The organism is Agarivorans sp. B2Z047 (assembly GCF_023373605.1).
GTDB lineage: Bacteria > Pseudomonadota > Gammaproteobacteria > Enterobacterales > Celerinatantimonadaceae > Agarivorans > Agarivorans albus.
The window spans coordinates 4,709,847-4,730,945 of record NZ_CP088080.1 but is presented as its reverse complement, the minus strand read 5'-3'; the positions used below and the strand labels follow the sequence as shown (position 1 = coordinate 4,730,945).

At 43.7% G+C, this 21,099-nt stretch carries 18 protein-coding genes; 14 read left to right on the top strand and 4 right to left on the bottom strand.

Annotated elements, in window-relative coordinates; all coding sequences use genetic code 11:
• Positions 1–114 precede the first annotated feature (114 nt).
• The 4 genes from LQZ07_RS21865 (at position 115) to LQZ07_RS21850 (ending at position 4,408) form a co-directional block, all read left to right on the top strand.
• The gene (locus LQZ07_RS21865; RefSeq protein ID WP_152785876.1) at positions 115–1,170 is read left to right on the top strand and encodes a GNAT family N-acetyltransferase; all 1,056 of its coding nucleotides are present in this window, start codon (positions 115–117) and stop codon (positions 1,168–1,170) included.
• Entirely contained in the window at positions 1,128–2,537 is a 1,410-nt protein-coding gene (locus LQZ07_RS21860) for an O-antigen ligase (RefSeq protein WP_227981666.1), read from the top strand. The genes LQZ07_RS21865 and LQZ07_RS21860 overlap by 43 nt, the downstream gene beginning before the upstream one ends.
• Before the next feature lie 62 nt (positions 2,538–2,599).
• Positions 2,600–3,487: a polysaccharide pyruvyl transferase family protein gene (locus tag LQZ07_RS21855; protein WP_152785878.1), complete on the top strand. Its 888-nt coding sequence runs from the start codon at positions 2,600–2,602 to the stop codon at positions 3,485–3,487.
• Positions 3,488–3,508: 21 nt separating this feature from the next.
• Complete coding sequence (locus LQZ07_RS21850) at positions 3,509–4,408, top strand: glycosyltransferase family A protein (protein ID WP_152785880.1); 900 nt, start codon at positions 3,509–3,511, stop codon at positions 4,406–4,408.
• A 51-nt stretch (positions 4,409–4,459) separates the two neighbouring features.
• Here the strand turns inward: LQZ07_RS21850 and LQZ07_RS21845 are convergent, their stop codons facing one another.
• Positions 4,460–5,905 carry a lipopolysaccharide biosynthesis protein gene (locus LQZ07_RS21845; protein WP_152785882.1) on the bottom strand — a complete coding sequence of 482 codons (1,446 nt, stop codon included), beginning with the start codon at positions 5,903–5,905 and terminating at the stop codon, positions 4,460–4,462.
• Between the two features lie 29 nt (positions 5,906–5,934).
• A complete protein-coding gene (locus LQZ07_RS21840; RefSeq protein ID WP_152785884.1) occupies positions 5,935–7,137 on the bottom strand; it encodes a hypothetical protein in 1,203 nt (400 codons plus the stop codon).
• A 327-nt stretch (positions 7,138–7,464) separates the two neighbouring features.
• Here LQZ07_RS21840 and LQZ07_RS21835 point away from each other — a divergent pair, with 327 nt between their 5' ends.
• The 9 genes from LQZ07_RS21835 (at position 7,465) to LQZ07_RS21795 (ending at position 17,351) form a co-directional block, all read left to right on the top strand.
• Positions 7,465–8,811 carry a phenylacetate--CoA ligase family protein gene (locus tag LQZ07_RS21835; protein WP_152785886.1) on the top strand — a complete coding sequence of 449 codons (1,347 nt, stop codon included), beginning with the start codon at positions 7,465–7,467 and terminating at the stop codon, positions 8,809–8,811.
• Positions 8,801–9,928, top strand: coding sequence for a glycosyltransferase (locus tag LQZ07_RS21830; RefSeq protein WP_249483381.1), 1,128 nt, complete (start codon positions 8,801–8,803; stop codon positions 9,926–9,928). The genes LQZ07_RS21835 and LQZ07_RS21830 overlap by 11 nt, the downstream gene beginning before the upstream one ends.
• A 97-nt stretch (positions 9,929–10,025) precedes the next feature.
• Positions 10,026–10,658, top strand: a complete 633-nt coding sequence (locus LQZ07_RS21825) for a polysaccharide deacetylase family protein (RefSeq protein ID WP_152785888.1) — start codon at positions 10,026–10,028, stop codon at positions 10,656–10,658.
• A 5-nt stretch (positions 10,659–10,663) separates the two neighbouring features.
• Positions 10,664–11,845 carry a glycosyltransferase family 4 protein gene (locus LQZ07_RS21820; protein ID WP_152785890.1) on the top strand — a complete coding sequence of 394 codons (1,182 nt, stop codon included), beginning with the start codon at positions 10,664–10,666 and terminating at the stop codon, positions 11,843–11,845.
• Entirely contained in the window at positions 11,845–12,369 is a 525-nt protein-coding gene (locus LQZ07_RS21815) for a serine O-acetyltransferase (protein ID WP_040307672.1), read from the top strand. The genes LQZ07_RS21820 and LQZ07_RS21815 overlap by 1 nt, the downstream gene beginning before the upstream one ends.
• Positions 12,370–13,542, top strand: coding sequence for a glycosyltransferase family 2 protein (locus LQZ07_RS21810; RefSeq protein WP_152785892.1), 1,173 nt, complete (start codon positions 12,370–12,372; stop codon positions 13,540–13,542).
• Positions 13,539–14,729: a hypothetical protein gene (locus LQZ07_RS21805; protein ID WP_249483379.1), complete on the top strand. Its 1,191-nt coding sequence runs from the start codon at positions 13,539–13,541 to the stop codon at positions 14,727–14,729. The genes LQZ07_RS21810 and LQZ07_RS21805 overlap by 4 nt, the downstream gene beginning before the upstream one ends.
• A complete protein-coding gene (locus LQZ07_RS21800) occupies positions 14,719–15,726 on the top strand; it encodes a polysaccharide deacetylase family protein (protein ID WP_194164228.1) in 1,008 nt (335 codons plus the stop codon). The genes LQZ07_RS21805 and LQZ07_RS21800 overlap by 11 nt, the downstream gene beginning before the upstream one ends.
• 80 nt (positions 15,727–15,806) lie before the next feature.
• Positions 15,807–17,351, top strand: a complete 1,545-nt coding sequence (locus LQZ07_RS21795) for a hypothetical protein (protein ID WP_152785896.1) — start codon at positions 15,807–15,809, stop codon at positions 17,349–17,351.
• On the opposite strand, the gene xrt is transcribed toward LQZ07_RS21795, so the two are convergent.
• Complete coding sequence (xrt, locus tag LQZ07_RS21790) at positions 17,328–18,764, bottom strand: exosortase (RefSeq protein ID WP_152785898.1); 1,437 nt, start codon at positions 18,762–18,764, stop codon at positions 17,328–17,330. The two genes, LQZ07_RS21795 and xrt, sit on opposite strands and share 24 nt — an antisense overlap.
• A 3-nt stretch (positions 18,765–18,767) precedes the next feature.
• A complete protein-coding gene (locus LQZ07_RS21785; protein WP_016404019.1) occupies positions 18,768–20,171 on the bottom strand; it encodes a TIGR03013 family XrtA/PEP-CTERM system glycosyltransferase in 1,404 nt (467 codons plus the stop codon).
• A gap of 283 nt (positions 20,172–20,454) precedes the next feature.
• On the opposite strand from LQZ07_RS21785, the gene LQZ07_RS21780 reads away from it, so the two are divergent.
• The gene (locus tag LQZ07_RS21780; RefSeq protein ID WP_194164229.1) at positions 20,455–21,096 is read left to right on the top strand and encodes an XrtA/PEP-CTERM system exopolysaccharide export protein; all 642 of its coding nucleotides are present in this window, start codon (positions 20,455–20,457) and stop codon (positions 21,094–21,096) included.
• Positions 21,097–21,099: the final 3 nt, after the last annotated feature.

Here is a 21,099-nt window from a genome sequence, read left to right as displayed (position 1 = left end):
GACAGCGCTGAAGATCTTTTTAAGGAAGAAAAGATTAAATAGTGGAAACCAGCAGTAAGCTTGATGCTGGTTTCTTTATTTTAGCCATTTGCTGAGGTTGTTTAGCATATCTAAATGAGAGATGCCGATACTTTACAGTGGCGTGAAATTCGCTCACTAGACCAACTTGTTGCTATACAAGAGCAGTGGCAGGCCCTTAGTCAGTTATGCCAAGCAGACATGTTTAACTGTCCTGGTTGGTTAGTACATTGGACTAATCAGTTTTGGGACAAGCACTGTGAGCTTTATTGTATGGCTGGGTTTGCCAATGAAAAGCTGGTGGTGTTAGCGCCTTTTTACACACGGCGCAGCGCTAAGCTGTTGGGGATAAAGCAGCTATTTTTGCTTGGTCAGGGAGAACCTGAGCACGCGGAGGTAGCATCTGAATACCCTGATATACTGCTAAATCAAGACTATCAGGCAGAGGCCTTAAAGGTTTTGTTAGCGTGGCTGTCTAAGATTAGCTTTGATGTGTTTGTTGCTCGCGCGGCAATAGAGCAAAGCTTTTTGCATCAGCTGTTTAATAGTGTGCCAAACATTCAGCTTGCCGAGGCTCGTCGCTATTCTTTAGAAGTAAAGCCGTGGTCTATAAAGCAGCTTAGCCGAAATGCTCGCTCGCAGTGGCGCAGAGCCGATAAAGCTTTAGCTGAGAGAGGGGCAGAGTTTAGATGGTTAACAAGCTCTGAAATTGAACAGTATTGGCCAAGCTTGGTGGCGTTTCATCAGGCGAGGTGGCAAAACAAAGGCAAGCTTGGTGCATTTTCCGATCAGCGTTTTAGCCAATTTCATCAGCAGTTTCGCCAGCAGCACCCTGATTCAGTCGCTATGAGTGGTGTGTTTATTAAGCAGCAACCTTTAGCATTAAACTTCTATTTGCTAGAACAGCAGCAGTTACATTTCTATCAATCTGGCTGGGATGAAAAACAGTTTTCGCAATGTTCACCCGGATTCGCACTTCATGTATGGAGTATTTTAAACAGCAAAGCTGTGCTTTATGACTTTATGATGGGCGCCACCGCGCAAAGCTATAAAGCAAAGTTTTCATGTGACGAAACCAACTTGGTTAATCTGTCGCTGATTAATTCCCCATGGAGGATCAGACTATTCAAGCTCGTCGACAAAATCCTTTAGCGGCAGACGTAACACCGCTAGGTAGAAGGCCTTTACCCATTAAGGAAAAAACAGCACCTTTGGCTTTCTTTTTCCTTTGCCTATATAGCATTGCGGTGCTGATTCGGCCGCATGAATTTTCGCTATCAACGGCTAATTTCATCATCATTAAGGTATTTGCCATTCTTTCCTTTGGCTTTACTTTGATTACCTTAAGACCAATAAAGCTGCAGCCTCAACACTATTTGTTACTGGGCTTAGTGCCATTGATTATGATGTCGGCATTTTTAAATGGTTGGGGTACCGGGGGGATTTTTCAGGCGCAACGCCTATTTGTAAGCTCCATTATTCCTTTTTTCCTTTACAGCGCGTTAATCGCTACCCCAGGTAGGCAGCGCTTACTCATGTATATATGCATCGCTGCTGCCTTGGTGATGGTATACAACGGACATATTCAACAAGCCTCATTTAACGGAAAGTATGGCATTGGCATTGGTGACAGTATTACTGTTGGCCGTGACGAGATGCGCATTACTTACCTTGGATTTTTTAGTGACCCTAACGATTTAGGCATGTTCTTGGTAATGAATATGCCTTTTGTCGCTTACTTTTTTGGTCGAGGTGGTGCTGTTGTAAAAATAGCAATGCTGGCTATTTTGGTGGCGTTTGGCTACGGCGTATATATGACCGGGTCTCGGGGCACATTGCTGGGCTCTGTTGCGGTAATTGGTTTGTATTTCCTTATTAGTAATGCTGGTGCGCGGCTTATTTTATTTGCATGTTTAAGCGCGCCAATTGCTGCCACCTTATTGGCATCGTTTGGTGGCTTGTCATCGACTGAGTCCTCTGCTGCTGGGCGCTTAGACGCTTGGTACGATGGCATTCAAATGCTTATCCATAACCCTGTTTTTGGGGTAGGTATGGGTAACTTTATGGATCATCACGGCAAAGTGGCTCATAACTCTTATGTACATGTGGCTGCGGAATTAGGTGTGCCTGGCTATAGCCTATGGGGCGGTGCGCTAATTCTTAATATGCTGGTGGGTTACGCGATTTTGAAGCGATTCAATCGTTATCCCAACGACGATGATCCGCAAGACTTAGAAGTAAGCGAAGAGAAATCAGAGCAGTACAAAGAAGAAGCTAACCTGAATAAAGCGTTATTTTATTCGATGATTGGTTTTATGGTGACTGCCTTTTTCTTAAGTCGTCAGTTCACTCTGCTGATGTTTATTTTTATGGGGATGCAAACCGCTAGTCATTTACGCTTGATGAAGTTGCGCCCAGATTTAGAAGAAATGTTTTCAGCCAAAATGGTTTGGCGATGTATGGGTTATAGCTGGGCGGTAATCGTTGCTGTTTACATGACCTTAAAGGTTGGTTTATAGCCACCACAAATTGAATAACTCGGCTGAACACGGCCGAAGGCAAAGGATTAACTAGGTTAAAAATGCAATTATTTTACTACAAGGATGAAGTGGGCAATTTTGGTGATGACCTTAACCCATGGTTATGGCCCAAGTTACTTCCTGACTTTTTTAATGACGATTCTTCAGAGTTGCTGGTGGGCATTGGTACTTTGTTGAACCACCGGTTACCCAATGACAAAACCTTACACATTGTTGGCTCTGGTGTGGGCTATGGTCAACTGCCAGCGGTTACCGATAAGTGGAAGGTTCACGCTGTTCGTGGACCATACAGTGCTAAAGCTTTAGATCTTGACCCTAGTACCGTTGTGACAGATTCAGCCTTATTACTGCGCAATGTGATGGAGCCGACTCATAAAGAAAACGGTGATATTGGCTTTATGCCGCATTACTTGAGTTGTCGTAGTGCCGACTGGGAGAATATTGCCGAAGCTTGTGGCTTTAGGTTTATTTCTCCTGAGTGGTCGGTAGACAAGGTGTTTGCAGAGATGGCGCAATGCCGATTGATGCTAACAGAAGCGATGCACGGTGCTATTGTTGCCGATGCGCTACGCCTTCCTTGGAAGGCGGTTATCTTGGGTGACCATGTCAATCAGGTTAAATGGCAGGATTGGCTATCAACGGTGGATATGCAGTATCAACCGGAAAGTGTGCCTAACTACTTTTATAGTGCTGGCACGAGCTCGGTTAATGCCATTAAAGATGAAGTGAAGCGCCAACTACAAAGTGTCGGTTTTGGCAAAAGTTGGTATAAACCCAAGCCGCGCAACTCGAGCGCTAAGGTTCGTTCTGAAGTTTGTTCTCAACTGAGTGCTATTGCTAATAGCGCCCAAGGGGAGTTAAGTGGTGAGGCTATCCAGAACCAGTTGATTCTTAGACTTAATCAAAGCTTAGACGCTTTACAGGCGTAGCTAACCAGGAGGGTATAAGCGATGACAGTTGCAGTCAGCATTATCATTCCTGCCTATAACTCGGCGGCTTTTATCGACAAAGCCATCGAGTCTATCTTGGCGCAAAGCTTTGATGACTATGAAATCATTGTTGTAGATGATGGATCTAAAGATGATACCGTTGCGAGCTTGGATAAGTATCGGGCAAAGATACAGTTAATTAGCCAGCAAAATGGTGGCGCGTCTAAGGCAAGAAATACCGGTATTCAAGCGGCAACAGGGGAGTTTGTTGCCTTTCTCGATTCTGATGACTTATGGCGTCCGCAGAAGTTGATGGATCAAGTGAACGCTATGCGTGCCCAGCCTGACTGGGTGGCCTGTTATACCGAGACGTCCTACAAGGCTGATGAAGAAACCCTCAACCAACAAAGTGAGCAAGCTCCGGAGCTAGTCTCTAAGGACTTACAACAAGTCTTTTTACATCCTTATTTGGTGACATCTTCATTTATGGTACGCCGAGAGGTGCTTAATAAGGTTGGCTTATTTGATGAAAACTTAAAAACCGCTGAGGATATCGACCTGTACCTGCGTATTGCAGAGCAAGGGCTAATCGGTTTATTGCAAAAAAGCTTAGTGTGGAAAGCCGATATAGAGGGAAGCTTAGGCAGTTTGTTATCGTCTTATCAAGACAACATTGATGTTGTAGATGCGTTCTTAGCTCGACAAGGTAGTAATAGCGCCAGTTGGGGGGAGCTGGTTGGTAAAGTGAAGGCCAAGATCTACCTAGATTGGGGGAAAGACTTGTTATGGAATGAGCAATGCTTTGCTGCCTTTAAAGCTTTGTCACAGTCTTTAAGCTTGAAGTTTTCTGGTGCTACCGTTTGGCTAATGATAAAAGCGCTTATTAAAGCCGCGCTGAGCCCGCTGCGGGGCTCTAAATAACATACGCCATGCTTGGTCTGTTGTACTTTAACCGCAGAAGTGCAACAGACTTTAGCCGTTACGTTTAAGCATGCTAAGAACTTCTTTAATAGAAGCCCTATCTAATAGCAGCATCAAGCCCAAGTAAGTTATCCCACCCAAAATGATTTGTAGCAGCAACGCCACTACAATATCTGCTTCAATAAATGATTTAGCACCATAAACCACCGCAAACATTGCTGCGCCCGACAACATTGGGGCTAACAGCAACTTAACAAATTGGCTGAACTGCGTATTTAAGGTTTGGCTATTTCGCCAAGCTACGATCAAGTAGGCAATCGGAAATCCACACAACCAAGCTAAAGCTAAGCCGGTTGCACCATAGCGAGCTGCGATCATTATGCTTATAAACATGATCACCACCATAAAGCATAAGTTCACCAGCATGTGGTTCACTTTCTTCAAGCTTTTTAGTGCGGGATTAAATAACTCTTCACTAAAACGAAGTGGCATAATCATCAACATGATGGTGGTAGGAATCACCGCCCCTAACCATTTTTCGCCCAGTAGCAGCGGAATCACCAAATCTGTCACCGAGGCCAAGCCCCAAAAAATGGGCAAGGTTAAGCTAATGCATAAACGCTGTGCCTTCAGCACATAGTTGGCGATGAGCTTTGGTTGATCTTGAATCTGAGAAAATGCAGGGAAGGCCACTTGTCGAAGTAAGGGCATGATTTTTTTCTGCGGCATTAGTGCTACTTGCAAGCCAATGGCATACAGGCCTACCTCGGTTGGCGTCATTATCCTACCGGCAATCGCTACGTCCATATGCATGAATACATAAAACAATACCGATTGAATAGATAACATACCGCCAAATTTAAGCATGGCGGTTATATCGTTTATCTTAAAGCTAGGCAGAAAATTAATCGGTTTGGCAGCAAAGGTCAGCGCGGCTCGCAAGCCAATAAAGATTATTTCGCCAATGACCAAAGACCAAAATCCATAGCCTAAATAAGCCATCACTAAGGTTGACACTGCCGCTACGATATTAGAGATAGCGGCAATAATCGATACTCGCTTAAACTCCATGTTCTTAGCTAATAAGGCGGCGGGAATCACCTCTAATGCTAAGATAATAAAACACCATGCGTTTACTTTTAAAATTTGGCTTACTATGTCTGATTTATAGTAACTGCCAGCCACATCAGCTAAGGAATACTGCAGCGCGAAAAAGCCGAGGTGGCTAACAATAATAGCGCCAAATAACTGCTTTAAACTTTGCTTAGTTAAGTTCTTCTCTTGAATAATTGACGAAGCGAATAAGGAGCCTAGCAATAAGTTAAGAAAACCAAACAGTACGTCCGACATAGCAACCAGGCCATAGTCGTCTGGGCTTAATAAGCGAATGACCCAAAAAGTCATAGCCCAGCGCAGTATTTGGGTAACAATTTTCCCCATGGCTACCCATTTTAAGGAAGATAGAACTTGATTTTTTAGCTTGGAATCTTTGGTCATGTTAAGGCTTTTGGCTCGCGAGGAACAAATTAGTGGTATTGCTTGGGATGATATAAACCTAAGCTAGACAACAGTTTTTTTAGCTGGTTTTTAAATAGCAAAAAGACTTTGGCCGGTGAACGCTTGAGGAACAACATAGTGGCCGAAAGGTAGTGATGAGCAGCAAAGCGATATCCCTGCTGTTTAGCCCAAACCACTATTTCTTTTAGCAGTGGGTCTTTGCTAATTAGAACTTCATTAATGAATGCTTGTTTGTGTTGCTGGTAAACTGCTAAATCAAAGTTGTCTTTATATAGCTCAAGTTTACCGGCCAAATCTAAGGTCAGCAGGGTGCGTAAACACTTATCGCAGTGTGAGCAATTGCCCGCTCTATCACCTTTCACGCAAACATCTAATACTTTGTATGAATCTGGGTTACTACTAATACGCAGGGTTTTTTCTACGCGCGAGTGCTCGCTACCCACCGAGTGACATTGCAAGCTTTCAGTAGCCAAGAGCGGCATACTAAAAGCGTCGCTATATGCCATGTCGTAGCTCTCGCCAACAAATAAATCTTGATAGCTGTAGGCGGATGAATATAAAAAGTGGCCAATGAATTGTTGAAACAACATCGGGATAGCGGCATTTCGCAGAGTGTGAGTTAACTGAAAATCCAAACTACGGCCATAGAAGTCATTCATATTTGAGTTAACAGTAATGAACGGAAGCTGCCAAGTATCGGCTGTTTCTTTTAATTGTTGGTAGCGTTCGCGAAATAGGCGTTCTTCTCCCGGCCCGTGAGAACCCACATTATTGTAAAGTAGATGAGTAACCTTGAGCGCTTTAGGAGGGCTATTTGAAAAGTAGTCGGTAATGGTGCAAAACGAATCTACGCCCGCAGAAAAGCCAGTGATAACGCCGGTAGCTGACGAGCTTTGTGTATTGCAGTGCTCGGCGGTAATGTTCACTCGCTGCAAATAAGGAATGGTTTGGGTCAGTATGGTTTGGTAAGCGCCATTTAAACTAAATAGTAAACGCTCAGAAACGCTACCTTTAACATGAATGTTTTCATTGGCTAACATTGCTGGAAGTAATAAAGCCATTAAAGCAGTGTCACCGCTACTCGACAGTTCTTGTTGGGCAAGGTTGTCAACTTCAAACCAAAGTTGTTGATGACTTCCTTTTAGGTCGAAATTCACTTGATAAACAAGCGCACTGCCTTTCGCCACAATAGTAACTGGACCGATGTCCATATCGCGTTTTCCTTAACACTACATCACCAAGCTCAATGCTGATTAGGCTAACGTATAAAACAACAAATTAGTAGTAATCTTGGCGTTTAAATTCACGCCTGTTTAGCGTTACTATAATGCCTAAGTAAAAGGAATTGCTCGATTAATGGAAGACCTCGCCAACCCAGTAGTAGATGTTTGTTGTTTACTTAAATGTTAGGGTAAGTAGCAAAGGTGTTTCATTGAACGTAGTTAATAACAGCCTTGAGAAAAGCGAGTAAGCAACTTGCCTGTTCAATACTTTGAGCCTTGTACACATTAGTTATCATACGGATATGGAAGTCAACGATGGCCATTTACCCATCTTTTTTACGAAGCTGCTTAATGCCCGCCTACGAGGCGGTTAAAGGCAAAGACTTGTTAAAGCACTTAGGTGCTTATGAGCAACGCCTTTCATGGACTAAAGAGCAGCTGTTAGCCCATCAATGGCAAGAGCTACAAAAACTGCTGCAGCATGCTTACCACAATACTCAGTACTATCCTCGCGTTTGGGCTGAAGCTGGAATTAAAGATCCGCGTGATATTGGCAGCATGCGTGACTTTGAGGCTTTGCCGATAGTCACCAAAAACGATATTAAGCAGCACTATGCTGAGTTTGTTTCGAGCAAACATCCAAACAATATCCGTAAGTCCACCGGTGGTTCTACCGGACAGCCTTTTCATTTTGAGCTGGATCTCAACAGTAATACTCGCCGAGAAGCTGTTATGTGGCGGGGTTATGGCTGGCTAGGCGCAGGGCTAGGCCAAAAAACCTTGTACTTATGGGGAGCCGATTTAGGCCAGCCATCGCGCTTTAAAACCATTAAAAATGCGCTTTACCACGGCTTCTATAATCGAAAAATGCTCAATTCTTTTGCTATGACTCAAGGTAACAAACAAGAGTATGTTGATGATATTAATGCCTATAAGCCAACAGCTATGGTGTCTTACGTAAACCCGCTTTATGAGCTGGCTCGTTATATTAACGATCAAGGAATAAAGGTGTGGCGACCCAGTACTATTTTAACTGGGGCTGAACCTTTACATGACTTTCAACGAGAAGAGATAGAGAAAGCTTTTAAAACACCGGTGTACAACACTTTTGGCTGTCGAGAATTTATGTTGATGGCGGCAGATTGCCAAGAACAACGTAATTTGCACATGAACATCGACCACTTAGTGATAGAAACAATCGATAGCCAAGGACAGGTGGTAACAGAGACCAGCGGTGACCTCTTGGTTACCGATCTCTATAACTACGGGATGCCTTTGATTCGTTATGTAAATGGCGATCGCGCAACAATTAACCATCAGGCCTGCAGTTGTGGAAACCCTTTGCCAATTATGTCTAGCATTGACGGGCGCAAGCTAGACATTATAAAAACGCCGTCGGGTGGCAGTATTCCTGGTGAGTTGTTCCCACATTTATTTAAAGAGTTTGTCGGCATTTCGCGCTTTCAAGTTGTTCAACAGCAACTTGAACAAGTCACTCTAAAAATTGTAGCTAATGAGCAATTTAGCGAAGCAGATAAAACAGCCATTAGTGATGAAATAAACAAATATAGCAACGGTGAACTAATGCTTAATTTTGAGTTAGTGGATGATATTCCGTTAACAGCCAGCGGCAAACACAGGGTAACTATTTGTGAAGTCTAAGCCAGCAATGGTGATCATCACCAATTTATACCCTCTCCCTTGGGAACCGAATCGCGCTAAGTTTAATCATCAGCAATTTGAATTGTTAAAGTCTGAGTATCAGTTAAGCCTGTTAGTTCCGGTAGCCTTTCCTGAATGGTTTAAACATCGCAAGCAGATTAAGCAATCAGAAGAGTTACGTTACGCTCCGTATTTTTACACACCAAAAGTGGGGCGTCGTTTTTATAGCGTGATGATGTTTTTGTCTTTGTTATCGCATTCTGGATTGTGGTTAAAACGCAAGCAAGTCAAAATCTTAATGGCAAGCTGGGCTTTCCCCGAAGCGGTTGCAACTAGTTGGTTAGCTAAACTGTTTAAAGCGCGCTTTTTCTTTAAGGTACATGGCAGTGATATTAACCAATTAGCAAAAGATCCCGCACGTGCAAAGCAAATAAAAAATGCCAGTCAAAGTGCACTGGGTATCTTGTCAGTATCGAAAGCTTTAGCTAAAGAAATGCAGCGACTAGGAATAGAGCAATCCAAGGTTTCTGTTATCTACAATGGCGTCAATCATCAAAAATTTGGTGGTGAAAGTGACAAACCAATAGCACAAGACTACATCTTATATGTAGGGAACCTAAAGCCAGACAAAGGCGTTGTAGAGCTCTATGAGGGCTTTGCTAAGATTGCCGCTAAACAGCCGGCATTAAACTTGGTTTATGCTGGTACTGGTGCCAAACGAGCGACCATTGAGCAACAAGCGCAAGTTGATGGCTTAACAAAGCGAGTGACATTTTTGGGCTCTGTTGCGCACGCCGATCTACCAGCTTGGATAGGCAATGCTGAACTTCTCGCACTGCCTAGCTACGCAGAGGGGGTGCCTAATGTTGTATTGGAAGCGATGGCGGCTGGCACACCGGTATTAGCTACTGAGGTTGGGGGCATTCCCGAGGTGATGGATACTCGCTGTTGTGGCGTGCTTATTCCGCCGAAGAGTTCATCGGCGGTGGCAGAAGGGCTAGAGCTGATACTGGATAAACAGTGGGATAAACAGGCGATTAAGCAGCATGCTAGTCAGTTTTCTTGGTCGCTTAATCAACAACAATTTCTCGCAATGTTGAAAAATGGTGAAGTTTAAAAGATAAGTTAATAATTTGCTGGGGCTAAGCAGGTATTTTGTTACACTAACAAGCTTGCTTAAGCTCTTAGTATTGGCGCAAATGGATTTGTAGTTAATGTTGAATAAGATCAAATATCTTATACGTAGTAAAGTTTTGCCTGATAGTTGGTTTCTGATTAAAAGAAGCCCACGCGAGGCTGCGCTTTATTTAACCTTTGATGATGGACCTTATCCAGAGTACACAGCCGCTTTATTGGCGCTGCTTGCTAAGCATCAAGCTAAAGCAACTTTCTTTGTATTAGGGGCGCGAGCAGAAAAGTTTCCTGAGCTCACACGCCAAATTGCTGAGCAAGGTCATAGCCTTGCCAACCATTCTTACAATCATCCTCGCTTTGATCATATCAGTGCCGCTGAGCGCAAGTTGCAGATAGAACAGACCAACAACGCTATTCAAAACCTTACTCAGCAACCGTGTCGCTTATTCCGCTCCCCGCAAGGACGTTGGAGCAGTTCTTTACTGATTTATCTGATTCGGCGTGGGATTACTGCGGTGCATTGGAGTCGCGATTCCTTAGATTACAAAAAAGAGCCTAGTGCAACACTAATAAAACGCTTTAACCAGCAACCAGTAAGCGCAGGCGATATTATTCTATTTCATGATGACAACAACCTTTGCATTGACGCTCTAGCGGAACTGATTCCTAAGTGGCAAGCGCAAGGTTTTGAACTTAAAGCATTGGAGAGCTGAGTTAAATGAACATTTTGTTCCACCACCGAACACGTGGCCGAGGGGCCGAAGGTGTACATATTCGTGGTGTGGTTAAAGGTCTACGTGAACTAGGCCACAAGGTAAGCATTTTATCTCTGCCTGGAGCTGATCCGGAAGAAGAGCTGGCAGCGCCGAAACAGCAGCAAGCGGCTAAACCGCCAGCTAAAAAGAGCTTATTTTCTCGCCTAGCTGAGTTAACCAAACATACCCCAGAATTTGTGTTTGAACTGTTTGAACTAGCTTTTAATGTGTTGGCTTGGTGGCGCTTACGTAAAGCGGTTAAAGAGCAGCAAATAGAGTTTGTTTATGAGCGCTATTCATTGTTCATGTTTGCCAGTGTGTGGTGGGCAAAGCGCCATAACATCCCGATTGTGTTGGAAATTAATGACTCCTGTTTAGTGCATCGTGTTCGTGAACTATTTTTTCAACGTTTTGCTCGCTCAATTGAGAAATGGATTTTTAGTAACGCAACTGGTTTAGTGTTCATTTCTAGTCGTTTTCAGCAAGTTGCTCAAGATGCTTACCCTAATATTGCTCCCTCTGTGATTTCGCCAAATGCTGCAGATTTAGATCAGTTTATTATCGATGATGCTGCTGCTTTAGCCTTACGCCAAAAGCTAGAGGTAGAAGATAAAGTTGTTGTTGGCTACGTGGGTGCTTTTGTACATTGGCACGGTATCGACTGGTTTGTTGATTTGATCGCTGAGCGCCTAAAAGATTATCCCAATATTGTTTTATTGTTGGTGGGCGATGGCGTTTGTTACCAAAGTATTAAACAACGCATTGCTGATGCAGGGGCAGAGAAACAAATTATTATGCCCGGAAGAGTCGCTCACGACCAAGTGCCGACCTATTTGTCTGCCATGGATTTCGGCATTTTGCCAGACTCAAATGATTATGGCTCACCGATGAAACTGTTTGAGTTTATGGCTATGGGCAAAGGTATGGTTGCCCCTGACTTTACGCCTATTGCTGAAGTTGTAGCCGATGGCGAAACCAGTTGGTTGTTTAAAGCAAACGACCGTGAATCTTGTGTAGAAAAGGTGCTCAGCCTTTCTTCTCAAGTGGAACAGCAGCAGCAAGTTGGTCTGCAAGCTAGAGCTTATATCGAGCGTGAAAGGCAGTGGCGTCATAATGCTGAACAACTATTAACCTTGGTGAAGTGATGGAAAATATCAAAGCTGATTTTCGTCGTAAGCAAGAAATTTTCAGATTAGATGGCGCGTCTGTGAGCATGCTGAGGATTGTGATGGCAGATGGTTCTAGTGCCAACATTATTTATCGTTGGATGCGTTGGTGCGCCAATCACAACTTGGGCTTGCTTGCCTATTTCTTCCAATGGCTGAATAAGTTTATGAATGGTTGCGTGATTGGTTCTGGTGCGGAATTTGGCCCAGGTTTTGTGATTATGCACCCTGTAGGCATTGTGATTAATTCTAAGGTAAAGGGCGGTAGTAACATTACTTTAGAAAGTGGTGTTGTGATTGGTGATGAAAAGGGCAAATCACCGCGTTTAGGCTCAGAGCTTTTTGTCGGTGCTGGCGCCAAAATTATTGGTGATTTAGATGTTGCTGACCAGGTAAAAGTTGGCGCCAATGCTGTGTTAACTAAATCTGCAGAAGAAGGCGCAACCATGTTAGGTATTCCCGCTAAAGCATATCGCCGAAAGTCAGCCGAGATGGAGCAGTAAATGGAATTGTTATTTTGGTTGGCAGTGGGTTTAATTGGCTACAGTTATGCTGCTTATCCAGTTGTACTGCTAATGATTAGCGGTATTAAACAAGCGGTTCGAGATACCCGTTATCTCTGGCGTCGCCGAGAACGCCGTTCACTAGAAGCTAAAGAGTGGCCGTCTGTTTCAATTATTATTGCCGCGTATAATGAAGAGAGTTGTTTGCAGCAGCGGGTAGACAATTTACTGCAACTCAGTTACCCCAAAGACAAACTTACCATTCACATAGGCTCTGATGGCAGCACCGATAGTTCTGCAGAAATTTTGCAGGCCGTGGAGGCGAGCAATTTTAAAGCCCATATCTTTGAGCAAAATCGCGGCAAAATAAATGTACTTAATGACTTGGTGGAATTGGCCGAAGACCCGATTTTAGTCATGTCTGATGCCAACACCCATTTTGAAGTGGACGCTATCGAAAACCTAGTTAGGCACTTTGATAGTGACGACATTGGGGCGGTTTGTGGGGAGCTGCATTTAGTTGATTCTGAATCAGCTGATAACAAAGACGGTATCTACTGGCGTTATGAACAAATGCTTAAGTTTCATGAGTCGCGTTTAGGTGCTCTACTCGGGGCTAATGGCGCTATTTACGCTATTGCTAAGCCCCTATATCAGGCGCTACCTGCCAACACCATTGTTGATGATTTCATGATTGTGATGAACGTGTCTAAGGCGGGGAAAAAGGTTTTGTATGAACCAAACGCGGTAGCGTTTGAAGAAGTAGCACCTTCACTACACGATGAAGAAAAACGTCGAATTCGTATTGGTACCGGTAATTACCAAGCTTTTACTCGTTGTTTATGGGCTCTAAATCCACTGCAAGGTGCACGCTTTTTTGCTTACCTTAGCCATAAAGTGTTGCGCTGGTTTACCCCGCATTTAATGCTGATTGCCTTGCTGTGTAACCTAATGCTGGTGGCTAAGCCTTTGTATGCCAGCTTGTTGGCTGTTCAATTGGCTGGCTACTTGGTGGCAGCTTGGGGGAACAGTCGCAGTAAGCGGGGTAAAAGCGTACCAGGCAGCATTGCGTTTCTAACTTTTTTTGTATCTATGAATATGGCTTTATTAAAAGGCTTCTACTCATTCTTGTTTAAAAATGTGCAAGGCACATGGCAAAGGACATCACGGTGATAATTTTTTTGGCTTTAATTGTATTGCTGCTAGTTGGCGCAGCAGCGGTAACCCTAATTATTCGAAAGAAGCACATGCACCTATGGTTACCTCACTACCTAAAACAGAAGTTTAGAGCCAAGGCTAAATTTGAAGGGCCAACCCACGTGTTGTTTTGTTTTGTCGATCACTACGAGCCGCAGTGGGGTAAAAACATTAGCCTTGAGCAAGAGCGCGCACGTGTGGACCGCTGGTTTAATGAATACCCAGTAGTGGCAGGTAAACACCAAGATGCAGATGGTTGTCACCCTAAACATTCGTTTTTCTACCCAGAAGAAGAGTATCGCTATGAGCACCTAGCCAAGGTAGCCGATATATGTGCGCGTGGTTTTGGTGAAATTGAAATTCATCTGCACCACGACGACGATACCAGCGATAATTTGCGCAAAACCTTGGAAGGCTTTACCGAGTTATTACATGAGAAGCATGGCGCCTTTGTACGTAGTGAAGAGACCGGCAAGCTACAATACGCATTTATTCACGGCAACTGGACCTTAGATAACTCGCACCCGGATGGAAAATTGTGTGGTGTGAATGACGAACTTATTGTGCTTAAAGAGACCGGCTGTTTTGTTGATTATACGTTCCCGTCTGCTCCGAGTGTTACCCAACCCGCAACGGTGAACGCGATTTATTATGCCAAAGACGATCCTCATGCGCCGAAGTCACACGATACTGGCAAAATGGTCAAAGTAGGTGGCCAAGCTTGGGGTGATTTAATGCTAATTAATGGCCCGCTAGACCTTAACTGGAAAGCGCGTAAAAAAGGCATTTTCCCGCAAATCGAGAACTCCGATATTCGCACCAGCATGATGCCTACCAAAGATCGTGTTGATTTGTGGGTTAAGGCAAATATTCATGTCGAAGGTCGACCGGAGTGGCGCTTCATTAAGATCCATACCCATGGTACCCAAGAAGCAGACATGCCCACTTTGCTAGGTAAACCTTTCGATGACATGTGTAGTTACTTGGAAAGCAAGTATAACGATGGTGAAAACTACGTATTGCACTATGTGTCGGCGCGTGAAATGTACAACATGGCTAAAGCTGCCGAAGCTGGTGAGTCGGGTAACCCAAATCAGTATCGAGACTATCTAGTTAAAGCGCCAAATTATAAAACTTTAGATGAGCATACGGATGCTGAATAAAGCCAAGATACGGCAATTTTTTTTCGGTAAGCGTAGCGTATCTCAAAAGCGCTGGCAGCAACGCGTGCCCGGCATTTATGTATTTAATTATCATAGAATTGGCGACGCACGCTTTAGTGAGTTTGACCCTAACGTTTTTAGCTGTACCGCAGAGCAATTTGAACAACATTTGCTGTTTTATAAACAAGAGTTTGAAGTATTAGATGAAGCCGCGTTAATCGCTTTACTTGACTCGGGTGAAGCCATCACCAAACCCTATGCGTTAATCACATTTGATGATGGCTATATTGATAGCTACCAGCATGCCTTTCCTTTGTTAACAAAACATCAGCTTAGCGCAGTGTTTTTTGTGGTGACTGAATACACCAATGGTGGCATTTTTGCCTGGTGGGACGAGGTAGCTTGGCTAGTTAAGCATTGTCAGTCTAATACATTAAAACTAAAACACTGGTCCCACGCTGTAGACTTAAGTGGCAAAAACCAAACTCAGAATATCCGTAAACTGCTTTATGCCTTCAAGGAAGACCATAGTTTCTCCATGGAAGAGAAGTTAGATATGTTAAAAGCAGAGTGTAAAGCGCCTCCAATGCCCAGCTCACATAGCTTGTTTGCAAACTGGCAGCAACTAAAGGAAATGGCAGATGGTGGAATGACTATTGGCTCACATACACGCAGCCATCCGATTTTAGCGCACTTATCATTAGAGCAGCAGTGCGAAGAGTTAACCCAATCGCGAGATTTCATCGAAAGCAAACTGGGTACTGCGGTTTCTATGCTTGCCTATCCAGTAGGGCGAACTGACAGCTTTACTGAGCAAACCCAAGCGCTTGCACAAGAGTGTGGTTACCGTTTGGCATTCTCCTTTATGAATGGCATCAATACTCAGCTAGATGCGCAGAGCGCTTACCAACTAAAGCGGATCTCAGTAGACGGCAATAAAGAAGTTGATTCGCTGAAAGTACAAGTTATGGAGTTAAATACCAAGCATCGAGCTTAACTAGGCTTGCTCAACCCGTACATTTGCACTTAACTGAATAAGCAATTGTAAACGCCTTTTTCACATAGAGGATATGGAATATGCAAGGATTTGCTATTAATGCTTCAGGCATAGTCTGGCGGCCGTTAGTTGTTTGTTTGTTGTTTTTGGTGGCTGCTGTTAGCAATGTGGCAAAAGCAAGTGTTGAGCTAAATGTTAAAACTCTCCCCAGCACGAATAAGTTCCATTACATCGTTATTCCATTTCCTAATTTTACAGTCTCAGAACAGCAGGGCTTTACTCTGAAGCAGCAGGGGGTAAGCCTTAAGTTTACCGCTCATGCCCATTTACTTTGGCCAAAACTGAAAAGCACTGCATTCTATCGAGGTGTATTGTTTAAAGTTGAAGGTTTGGAACAAGGCAGTGTAGAGCTCAGTTGGGGAGAAGGTTTGGCGAAGCCGGACCAAGCCCTAAGCTTTGAAGAAGCTCAGCTAGCAGAGCTGCACTACCCAGAAACTTGGCTCAATAAGGCGCTGTATTCCCCGCTAATTTACAACGCTAATAATATTGATTGGGGTTGGTTAGACAATGCCTATTGGCGTTACGCGGCTTACAGTGCCGATGAAGCTATTATTGAGCAGGTGAGTAAACCTAAAGATCCCGCCAAGAAAACCACATTACCCACTAACAGTGCAGCGCCCTGGTTGTATGACCGACCATTCACCTTCTATCAGCTGTATTTTAAGACCGCAGACCCACGTTGGAAGAAAACAGCTCACCAGCAAGCACAGTTTTTTATGAGTCAGCTCGATGACAATGGTGATTTTGCACTAAAAGGCTCGGCCGATCTCAAATACATGTTAAGTGGTGGTCTGCTAATTGACTACCTTTTCTATCCATATCGGTCGACCAAGCTGGCTATTGAAAAAATGACTCAAAAAGGACTGGCTTGGCCAGCCCGCTATTCAACTCAATTAGGCTTTTGGACAGAACGTCATCTGTCAGTTGCTTTAAGTTTGGCGTTAAACCAATGGGAGTTACATAGCGATGAGCAGTCCTCTAAGCGGGTAGAACAGCTACTTGAAGGTATCCGCGAGGACTTATGGGTGAGCGCTCCGGGGCAAGGTGGTTGTATAAAGCACAGTTTGAAAGCCCATTCCAATAAAAATAGTAAAGACATGGTGTGCTCTCCGTGGATGTCGGCATTGGTGGTAGAACAACTGTGGCGTTACTTTTGGATGACTGATGATCAAAGAGCAGCGGAATTGATTATCGACTTTTCTGACATGCTGCTACATCACGGTTTATATACGGTGGAGTACAAAGGTAAAACTTTGTACATACCGGATTACTTGGTATTTTTTAAGCAGTCTATTTTTCAAGATAGAAACTCATGGACCGAGCGACAACATGCTTGCGATGTAGCCGGTATGGTTTACAAAGGGGTGTATCTAAAACGACAGCGTCAACAAGATGAATTCTTGCTAGAGCTGCTTGCTCAAGAATTGCTGAATACCTGTGAGGGCACAATGGATAAGAAAGGGAAAAAAGCCATGAGTAACCCCAACTGGTCGCTAAAACCTCTTAGAAAGTTTAACTGGTGGTTTGCCAGCAATGGCTCGTTAACCTGGTTGTTGAAACAATAATTGGGTGTCTTGGTATTTAAGTAATTGCATCGAGAGCGCCTGTTTGGCTTCACGACAGTCGTTGTCGACACACAAGGCAGAAGCGGCCACAATTGCGCTTTGGCGTTGCCCAGAGAGGATTTCGCTGAAACGTTGAGCTCGCAGAGCAAAACGATTTGATACCATGCCTTTAGCGCCTGCATAGCTATAAGCTAACACGCCAGGCCGGTTGGCTGCAGAGCGGAAGTAAACGAAGTTAATTGCTTGTTCTGTCTCTGAGCTATCAATTCGCAGATCCTCAGGTACTACTTCATTTAAATAAAATGAGGCTTTATTGTCTAAGCCTAAGCCGCTAAACAAAAACACCCAATGATTGAGCTCTACTTGATTAACACTAAGGCTTTGTTGCTCAACAGACTGGTACTGAGCCACTTGAAGGGCTTGGTGGTAACTGGTTGTTGCTTTAGTATCTTGGGTGTTTAGTTTATTGGCATCCCATACTGGCCAATCAATTAGGCTGGGTGAAAAAATCAATTGCGCCAAAATAACAAAGGCTAAACCGCGAACTGAAGGGCCTTCTGTTTGTTCTACTTTGGTTTGAGCTACTAACTCGCTGGACAACTTCCCACCAACATAAAAAGCTAATAACAAGTATGGGATATATAAATACCAGCCAAGGTTGTTATGATCATAAATTATTTCGCTTTGCATCTGCGTTTCATGGCCAATCAAAATGATTGTGATGATCCGAACCCAGTTAACGATTAACGCACCAAACATGCAAATAGCAAAAAAGATTAAAGCATTTTTAACACTGCGAATATTGAAATAGATATATAACAAACACAGAAACAAAGAGGTAATAAAGTAGCGTAAGCCACTACAGCCGTTAGCTATTTCGAATTGCCCTGAAGGAATTGACACTACATTTCCTTCAAAGTAACTAGGAACATGGGTATAGGCCATAACCATCTCTACAACGGTGGTAGATAAGCTTTGTAAAGGTGGTGACAAAATGCCCCAAATCGGAGTGGCAAAGAGGAGCACCAAAGCATACACATAAAGGCTTTTGTGGTGTTTGAAGATACTCAATAAGCTAAATAGCAAAACAAAGGGTAACAGCGCTCTAACGGGCAAGCTAATTTGGCTTAAGTAAAGCAGCAACTCTATGGCTAAACTGGCAATTAACAATACCAACCACAAGCTAGCACCTTGACGAAACTGCAGTTGTTGACGGCAATCGTAAAGCACATACAGAGCAACAATTGGGATCAAGAATGCATGCGAGTAGGTGCCATCATCAAAGCTATAGCGCCAAATATCTAATACTACCGGCCAAAAGAGCAAGGCAATTAAGGCGGTAGTACCAAGAACAACAGCGGCTTGAAGTAAGCCGCTGTTGTTTAGTTTGTTGCTTGACTCTGTTGCTACCAAAGATTAACGCCCTTTTCCGAACAAAATAATCTCTGCGGTACGCACCAATATCAAAAGGTCGAGCAGGAAGCTTCGGTGCTTGATGTAGTAAAGGTCAAACTTTAGCTTCTCAAGTGCATCCGCTTCAGTGCTTCCATAAGGGTACTTAAGCTGAGCCCAGCCAGTTAAACCTGGTTTAACGTTGTGGCGCTGGTTGTAATAAGGAATTGATAATACCAACTCTTTTACAAACGCAGGGCGCTCTGGTCGGGGCCCTACAAAACCCATATCGCCTACCAATACGTTATAAATTTGCGGCAGCTCATCGACGCGGTATTTACGAATGAAGTTACCTACTTTGGTTACTCGAGGGTCTTCTTTTTGCGCCCATTTAGCCCCATCTTTTTCGGCGTCGGTGCGCATACTGCGGAACTTGTAAATGTTAAATGGTTGACCGTTTAAACCAATGCGTTCTTGCGAGTAGAGCACGGGGGCTCGAATGCCTTCCTCTAACTTAATCATGATGACGGTAATTAACATCAATGGCCAAGTGAGGAACAATACGATGAGGCCTAAGAAGGTGTTACATACCCAATCTAAAGAGCTACGTAAATAGTTGGTAGAATGGAAACCATTGCTGTAAATAACCCATGAAGGATAAATAAGGTTTACAGCAATTTGCCCTGATTCGCGCTCGATGAAGTCGATAATATCGGTGATTTCAACACCACGCAGTTTACACAAAAATAAACTATCTACCGGCAAGTTGGCGCGCCGCTCATCGGCTGCAATTACAATTTCTTCTACGCCGTTGGCCAGTACAAATGACTCTAAGGGTTGATCAAGCTCGAGAATAGTTTCGCGTTGAATACCGTCATCAGAATCACCGGGCATACGAATGAAACCGGCCATTTCAAAGCTTACGCGGTCAGATTTACGGCGCATGCGTTTTTCAATAATACTGGCGCGTTCACCGGCTCCTAATACCAAAATTCGTTTGCGACCCATATGCTCATATTGCATTTTAAGCGCAAAGTAACGAATAGTGGTTAAGCCCATCATGACTGCGGCGTAAAGCAGCTCGCGGAAATTACCAGGAAGAACATCTAAGGGCGTAAGTACATAAATAACCGAAGATATGAAATAACCTAAGGCAATACTTACTAATAAACGGCGTATTACTCCACGAAAGGTTTCACGAATTTTTTGGTTATATAAGCCAACTGACAATATTGACAGTTGTATTGGGAAGGTAAATGCCAAACAGTGTAATAACAGTATTCCTTCGCCATAGGCGGGGATGCCTTCAAAGCCGCTAAAGCGGAGAAGTTCAACACCAATGACAAAAACCCCGATGAGCACCAAAAATTCGGCAAGAATGATCGCTCTACTACCGGGATCTAGATTATGAAATTTCGAACCAGCCACGCTTCTTCCTTGAAACAAGATATTAAATATAGTTTTAAGACTAATCAGTATACCGAGATTTAAACGCAGAGCCACAAAAAATCGGTGTTACTTGTGCCCAGCTAGTTAAACCTAAGTTTGTTACCTGCACTTTACATTTCCAACAGCCAGTAGATAAATGTCGATATATTAAAACTATTTAGCTCAAGAGATTTACAACATGCGCGCTCGCACACTATCATGGAAAAAAGGACCACCTCAATCAATGTTATTTTGATGGACTCTCAGCGAAATGGACAGTGCTATGAAAAAACTCAACCAAGTAGTAATTAAATTGCTCTCGTTTATGGCGATAGGGCTTTTCCTAACCGCTTGCTCGAACAACCTACCTACTTTACCTGGCGCGTCGGTTCATCCGTCGCTTACTGCTAACCCAGCTGATTACAAGTATCTGATTGGCCCAGGTGATGAACTCAACATCTTTGTATGGCGTAACCCTGAAATATCGGGCACCTTCATTGTGCGTCCAGACGGCATGGTGTCTACCTCACTAGTTGAAGACTTAGAGGTATCGGGTAAAACACCAACTGAATTAGCTCGTCTGATTGAATCAGAATTAGCGGAGTTTATTCGTGATCCGATCGTAACTGTTACTGTTGAAGGCTTTATTGGACCATTTAGCGAGCAGGTTAGAGTAATTGGTGAAGCTTTCGAGCCTCAAGCAATTAACTATCGCGAAGATATGACGCTGCTGGATGTGATGATTCAGGTAGGAGGTCTAACAGAATACGCTGATGGCGATAACGCCCGCTTAGTTCGAGTGGTTAGCGGTGAGCAGCGTTCATATAAAGTACTTGTTGGTAAATTGATTCAAGACGGTGAGATTGAAGCCAATGTAGACGTTCTTCCTGGTGATATTATCATTATCCCAGAAGCATGGTTTTAGTCG